The organism is Brevundimonas sp. (assembly GCF_044239655.1).
In the GTDB taxonomy this organism is placed as follows: Bacteria; Pseudomonadota; Alphaproteobacteria; order Caulobacterales; family Caulobacteraceae; genus Brevundimonas.
This window is the reverse complement of record NZ_JBIIAY010000163.1, coordinates 1-5380: the sequence shown is the minus strand read 5'-3', so window position 1 is coordinate 5380 and position 5380 is coordinate 1. Positions and strand designations below refer to the sequence as shown.

Here is a 5380-nt window from a genome sequence, read left to right as displayed (position 1 = left end):
AGGCCTGACCGCCTTCGAACAGGAGATGGAGGCCACTTACGAGGACTGGCTCGCCAACAAATCTCTCAAGTTCAACTGCGCCTATGCCGAAGGGTTCGAGGCGCTGGGATCGGGCATGGCCGAGGTGGTCTTTGAAGGCAAGCTGGCCGAGTTCGAGGCTGATGAGGCCAACCCCGGCTCCGAGCTTTGGCGCTGGCACCTGGCCGAGGAGTTCGAGCATCGCTCGGTCGCCTTCAACGTCTACCAGGCCCTGTATGCGACCAGGAACCCGATCGCGGGCTATTTTTATCGGCTGTATGGCTTCTTCTTCGCCGTGAAGCATCTGGGCGGCTATTCAAAGCGGGTCACGGAATACCTGCTGTCGGTGGATCGCGCGAAGATGACGCCGGACCAGCTGGAGGCCTCTCTCGCCCGCGAGAAGCATTTCAGGAAGACCTACGCGAGACTGATGATCCCCAAGATGCTGCTGGTCCTGTCGCCCTTCTACAATCCCGGAAAGAAAAAGACGCCCAAGGCCCTGGCCGACTATCTTGAAACCTTCGGCGAGCGCGGCCGCCTGGCGTTCGAAGCCGCAGCCTGACGTCACCCACGACCCAAACGAAAGGCCCCGGTCAGTCGCCTGACTGGGGCCTTCCGTTATCCGGACCGGTGTGGAATCAGGCGGCCGCCAACGCCTTGGGCATGCCGATGCCGAACAGTTCCTCAAAGGCTCCGAGGGTCACCCGGCGACGCACAGCCTCCGGCACATGGTCGAACAGGCCGTGCAGCACTTCCTGGGTGTGCGGATAGGTGCCTTCCAGATGCGGATAGTCCGACCCCCACAGGGCGTTCTGATAGTCGTGGGCGATCACGGCCGGCAGGGCAGTCTCATCATGCTGGAACGAGGAATAGACCTGGTCCTTGATGATCTGGGTCGGCATACGGCTCAGCTTGGGATGCGCATAGCGTTCGTGCTGGCGATAGGCCTCGTCCAGTCGGTCCCCCAAGGCCGGAACCCAAGCCACTCCGGCCTCGGCCGTCATGATCTTCATCCTGGGGAACCGGTCCAGGGCACCCGACGAGATCATGTGGGTGACGCAACGCTGCGTCGGCACCGTCGTCTCCCAGTAGTTGATCAGGGCACCGCCCGGACCGCGCGTTACGATCAGCTTGGACGAGCCGGTGCCGACGTGGAAACAGACCACCATCCCAGCCTCTTCGCAGACCGCCCACAGACGATCGAACTCGGGCATATTGTATTCGAGGTGGTCCGGCAGGGTGGCCGGCAGGCAGATCGACTTGAACCCCAGGGCGGCGACGCGTTTCGCTTCCTCGACCGCATCATCGAAATCCAGCACCGAGATCAGGGCCGTGGCCAGCAGACGCTCCGACCGCTTCAGCATGTCGGCGTGGGCCCAGTCGTTATAGACCTTGACCGACTGATGCATCAGTTCGCGGTCTTTCATCACCGACAGCCAGATGCCGACCGAAGGGAAGACCACCTCAGCCCAGATCCCCTGTTCGTCCAGATCGGCCAGTCTCAGGTCGAGGTTGACCGATCCCGGCGGCGTGATCGCGTCGATCATCGAGGCGGCGGCGAAGAAGACCTTCTCGTCGTCGACCACATAGATGTCGTGCTTGCCGTCGCGGACCATGTGGGGCCCACGATGCTTGAGCGATTCCGGAAGGTTGGCTGTCCAGAGGTCCTTGGGTTCCCACACGTGGCTGTCGCCCGAGTTCACCCAGATTTTCTCGGCGGCCGGCTTGGTTGCAGCGGTCATTTGATTGGTCTCCTACCTGTTATGACAAATGCCGAATGGCTGGATCAGTGTCAATGATATATATCATTGACCAAAACTGCGATGCGGGCCAGTTTGCCGTCATGTCAGGACACACGCCTTGAGCCGCCACGACCCGAAAGGCCCCGGCCGCTGGTCGCCCGATGCCCGCATTGAGGGCTCGGCCCTGCATGTGCCGAAGACGTCTGAGATCATCGCCCGGTGGCTGAGGCGCGAACTTCTGCGGTCACGCCCCTCGCCCGGCGACGCCCTGCCGTCCGAGGTCGAACTCCGCGAACGCTTCGGTGTGTCCCGCCCCACGATCCGCGAGGCCGTGCGAATACTGGAGACCCAGCATCTGGTGCGCGTCGCGCGCGGGGCCTCCGGCGGGGCCCGCTTCACCCTGCCAGAGGCGCGAATGGTCTCGGAATCGACCGGCATCTATCTGCAGGCCCACGGCACCACCCACGCCGAACTGAACGAGGCGCGGATCAGCCTGGAGCCCCGTCTGATCGGCTTTCTGGCCGGGCGGCTGGACGACGCAGCGATCGACCGGCTGAACGCCGAGATCGATCGGCAGGCCGCAGCCCTCGACGACGTCGCCGCCTTCAGCCGCAGCCACGAAGACTTCTACGCCCTGCTCTCCGAAATCTGTCCGAACCGACTGATTGCGCTAGAACTCCTGACCCTAAGAGACCTGATCCAGGCCCAGACCGAGCTGGTCGGCGACACCTGGGTCCGCAACACGCCACGATCGCGCGAGGGCATGGCCAGGCACGTCGAGGTCAAGCGGGAAGTGGTCGCCCACCTCCAGGCCGGCCGCGCCGCCGAGGCCGAAGCTCTGTGGACCCGGATGCTGGAAGCCCAGCAAAGGCTGACGACCGAAATCGGCGTGGGCGACAACCTGATCGAGGCGCTCTGATGCCAGACCCCTTCCCGCCCAGCAGCCCGACCCCCGACAGCGTAGGTCACCGCCTCTGCGCCAGCTGCATCGCGACGGGCGCCTGTCGGTTGGGCCTAAAATGTCTTGGCCTCGGCGACGATGGTGTCGTCGCCTTCGACATCGTGTGCCGCTCCACCTTCGAGGGCGGGCCGAACGTGGCCCACGGCGGATGGACCGCCGCCACCCTGGACGAGATGCTCGGCACTGTCGCCATGCTGCACAAGACCCTGACGGTCACCAAGTCGCTGAACGTCGAGTTCCTGAAGCCCGTCCCCATCGGCCAGCCGCTCAAGGGCCGGTCGTGGAACGACCACAAGAACGGCCACCGCTGGCACAATGTCGGCGAGATCACCCTGGCGGCGACCGGTGTTGTCCTCGGACGGGCAACAGGTGTCTTTTCGGAGCGCAAGCCCGACCACTTTACGCGGCATGACGCCTGGCTGGCTGCCGAATTGGCCGCCAAGGTCTAGGTCGGGTTCAACTGTACCAGTTGGACCAGGGTACCGCCCAGACGGTCGTCGCGAACGAAGAACCAGTCGGCTCTCGGTGCGGAACCTTCCCCGACGATCTCGACGCCCAATAGTGCCAGGCGCTCCCGTTCAGCAGGAAGATCGTCCACCTGGAAAGCGACGTGCGACACGCCCTCTCTGTCGCCAAACCAGCGCGTATCGACAGTGTCGCCCGACACCGTCTGAACCATCTCGATCTCGGTCCCATCGCCGGTCATGCCGTGGGTGACCAGACTGACCTGTTCGCCACCCTGCCCGTCCGGCAGGGCGTAGCGGGCCACGGGGGCCCATTCGATGCGGAACAGGTCGCGGTAGGCCGTCGTCGTGGCCTCGATGTCGCGAACAGCGAAGCCGAAATGCAGCAGCCTCATCGCCATGACGGGCAGCCCGTCATGTGTATTTGTAGTCCTTGCCGCCCGGATAGCCGCCACCGCCATGGGCCGCGTCCAGCGCCGCATAATCGATCGGTCCGGCCGGCGTGCGCGGCAATGCGTCGGCGAAGGCGAACACCTTGGGCTTCTTGTAGGAGGCGATGCGCGACCGGCAGTGTTCAATCAGTTCAGCGTCGTCGACCTCGACGCCCGGCCGCTTAACGATGATCGCCTTGACGCTCTGGATCCAGCGCGGGTCCGGCACCCCGATGACGGCGGCGTCGGCCACGGCCGGATGGCTCTTCAGACAGCCCTCGACCTCGGCCGGATAGATGTTTTCGACGCCCGACTTGATCATCTGCACCTTGGGGCCGACGAAGTTCAGCGATCCATCCGGCTCGCGCCTTCCCAGGTCGTTGGTCAGCCACCAGCCGAACCGCGTCCGGCGTGCATTGATCTCGGGCCGGTTCCAGTAACCCAGGCCGACGATAGGGCCCCGAACCCCGATCTCGCCCACCTCGCCGTCGGCGACCTCGTTACCGTCCTCGTCGAACAGCCGGTTCACCGCGACCGGGCTGGACCGCCCGAAGATGCTGATCGCCTTGCGGTCATAGTGGGCCCAGGTCGACAGGCCGCCGACCTCGGTCTGACCATAGCCCATCATCGAATACTGCTCGGTCTGCGCCGCGGCAGAACGGAACTGGGTCAGGTCGTAGCGACCGTCCTGGTTGAAGGCCGCCAGTTCCTCGAGGGTCTTGGGGACCAGGAAGGCGAGGCTGCATTTCTCGGCATGCAGGGCCTCAGCGATCACCGCGACCTCGGTCCGGCGGATCATGACGTTGGCACCGCCGGCGTGGAAGACACCCAGGGTCACCATCAGGGTGCCGATGTGGAAGTGCGGCCCTGAGTTCAGGAATATGGTATCTGCCGTAAGTCCCTGCACCAGCATGATATTGACGTTCTGGGCCATGATGCCCGACTGGCTCGTCATCGCCCCGTTCGGCCGGCCGCCGAAGGCCGCCGTATAGATGATCAGGGTTCCCGCATGGACATCGACCTTTCGGTCCCGGCGCGTCGGATCGGCCGCCGCAAGCCGTCCCTCATAACCCTCCGGCCCATCCTCGTCGAAATGGATCCAGGTTCCGGACTTCCAGTCCGCGATGTGGCGGGCCGCGCGCACGGCCTCGCCGATCTCCCCCTCATGCCACAGCAGGATCTGGGGCTTCAGATCGTCGATGACGAAGGCGATCTCCTCGGCCGACTGCCGCCAGTTCAGCGGACAGAACATGGCCCCGAGGGCCGAACAGGCGAGGACGCCCTCCAGCACCGCCAGCGAGTTCTGACCCAGCCACAGGACCCGGTCGCCCGACCCGACACCCAGACCTTCCCAGAGGTTGGCCAGCCGGTTCACCCGGTCGTCGAGCTGGGCATAGGTATAGCGACGCCCTTCCTGAACCACGGCCGTGCGGTCGGGATACGACCGCTGGTGCTCCTGCAGCACGTCCAAAAGAGTCAGCGTATGCAGGAAGTCGGACATCGTCTCGTCTCGGAAATCACAGATGGAGAGGTTTGAATACGGGCGCAATTCTCCCGTCATGCAGCGGACGAAAATCGACCTCGACCGGCATTCCGCAGGCGACCACCTCGGGCGGGCAATCGACCAGGTGGGCAAACATGGCGAACCCTTCGGGTAGCTCGATCGTCGCCAGCACATAGGGGGTCTTCATGCCCGGAACCGGGGCCCGGTGAATGGCCGTATAGCTGTAGACCTCGCCCTTTCCCGCCACCTCGGTCCAGGTC

7 protein-coding genes are annotated in these 5380 nt (G+C 64.4%); 3 read left to right on the top strand and 4 right to left on the bottom strand.

The annotated features are described in order from the left end of the window. The coding region (locus ACILQR_RS15415) for a metal-dependent hydrolase (protein WP_395652268.1) at positions 1-580 on the top strand (580 nt) is incomplete at its 5' end. Positions 581-656: 76 nt separating this feature from the next. Here ACILQR_RS15415 and ACILQR_RS15410 read toward each other — a convergent pair. Continuing rightward, the gene (locus ACILQR_RS15410; RefSeq protein WP_395652267.1) at positions 657-1760 is read right to left on the bottom strand and encodes an amidohydrolase family protein; all 1104 of its coding nucleotides are present in this window, start codon (positions 1758-1760) and stop codon (positions 657-659) included. Positions 1761-1878: 118 nt separating this feature from the next. On the opposite strand from ACILQR_RS15410, the gene ACILQR_RS15405 reads away from it, so the two are divergent. Both ACILQR_RS15405 and ACILQR_RS15400 read left to right on the top strand, forming a co-directional pair. Further along, positions 1879-2679: a FadR/GntR family transcriptional regulator gene (locus tag ACILQR_RS15405; RefSeq protein ID WP_395652266.1), complete on the top strand. Its 801-nt coding sequence runs from the start codon at positions 1879-1881 to the stop codon at positions 2677-2679. Then, positions 2679-3170 (top strand): PaaI family thioesterase, encoded by a 492-nt coding sequence (locus ACILQR_RS15400; RefSeq protein WP_395652265.1) that lies wholly within the window; start codon positions 2679-2681, stop codon positions 3168-3170. The genes ACILQR_RS15405 and ACILQR_RS15400 overlap by 1 nt, the downstream gene beginning before the upstream one ends. Here the strand turns inward: ACILQR_RS15400 and ACILQR_RS15395 are convergent. The 3 genes from ACILQR_RS15395 to ACILQR_RS15385 all read right to left on the bottom strand — a co-directional run. Next, the gene (locus ACILQR_RS15395; protein WP_395652264.1) at positions 3167-3586 is read right to left on the bottom strand and encodes a VOC family protein; all 420 of its coding nucleotides are present in this window, start codon (positions 3584-3586) and stop codon (positions 3167-3169) included. The genes ACILQR_RS15400 and ACILQR_RS15395 overlap by 4 nt on opposite strands. 13 nt (positions 3587-3599) lie before the next feature. Then, positions 3600-5117 (bottom strand): AMP-binding protein, encoded by a 1518-nt coding sequence (locus ACILQR_RS15390; protein WP_395652263.1) that lies wholly within the window; start codon positions 5115-5117, stop codon positions 3600-3602. Positions 5118-5133: 16 nt separating this feature from the next. Then, positions 5134-5380, bottom strand: a 247-nt coding sequence (locus tag ACILQR_RS15385) for a Zn-ribbon domain-containing OB-fold protein (protein ID WP_395652262.1), incomplete at its 5' end; no start/stop codon positions are given.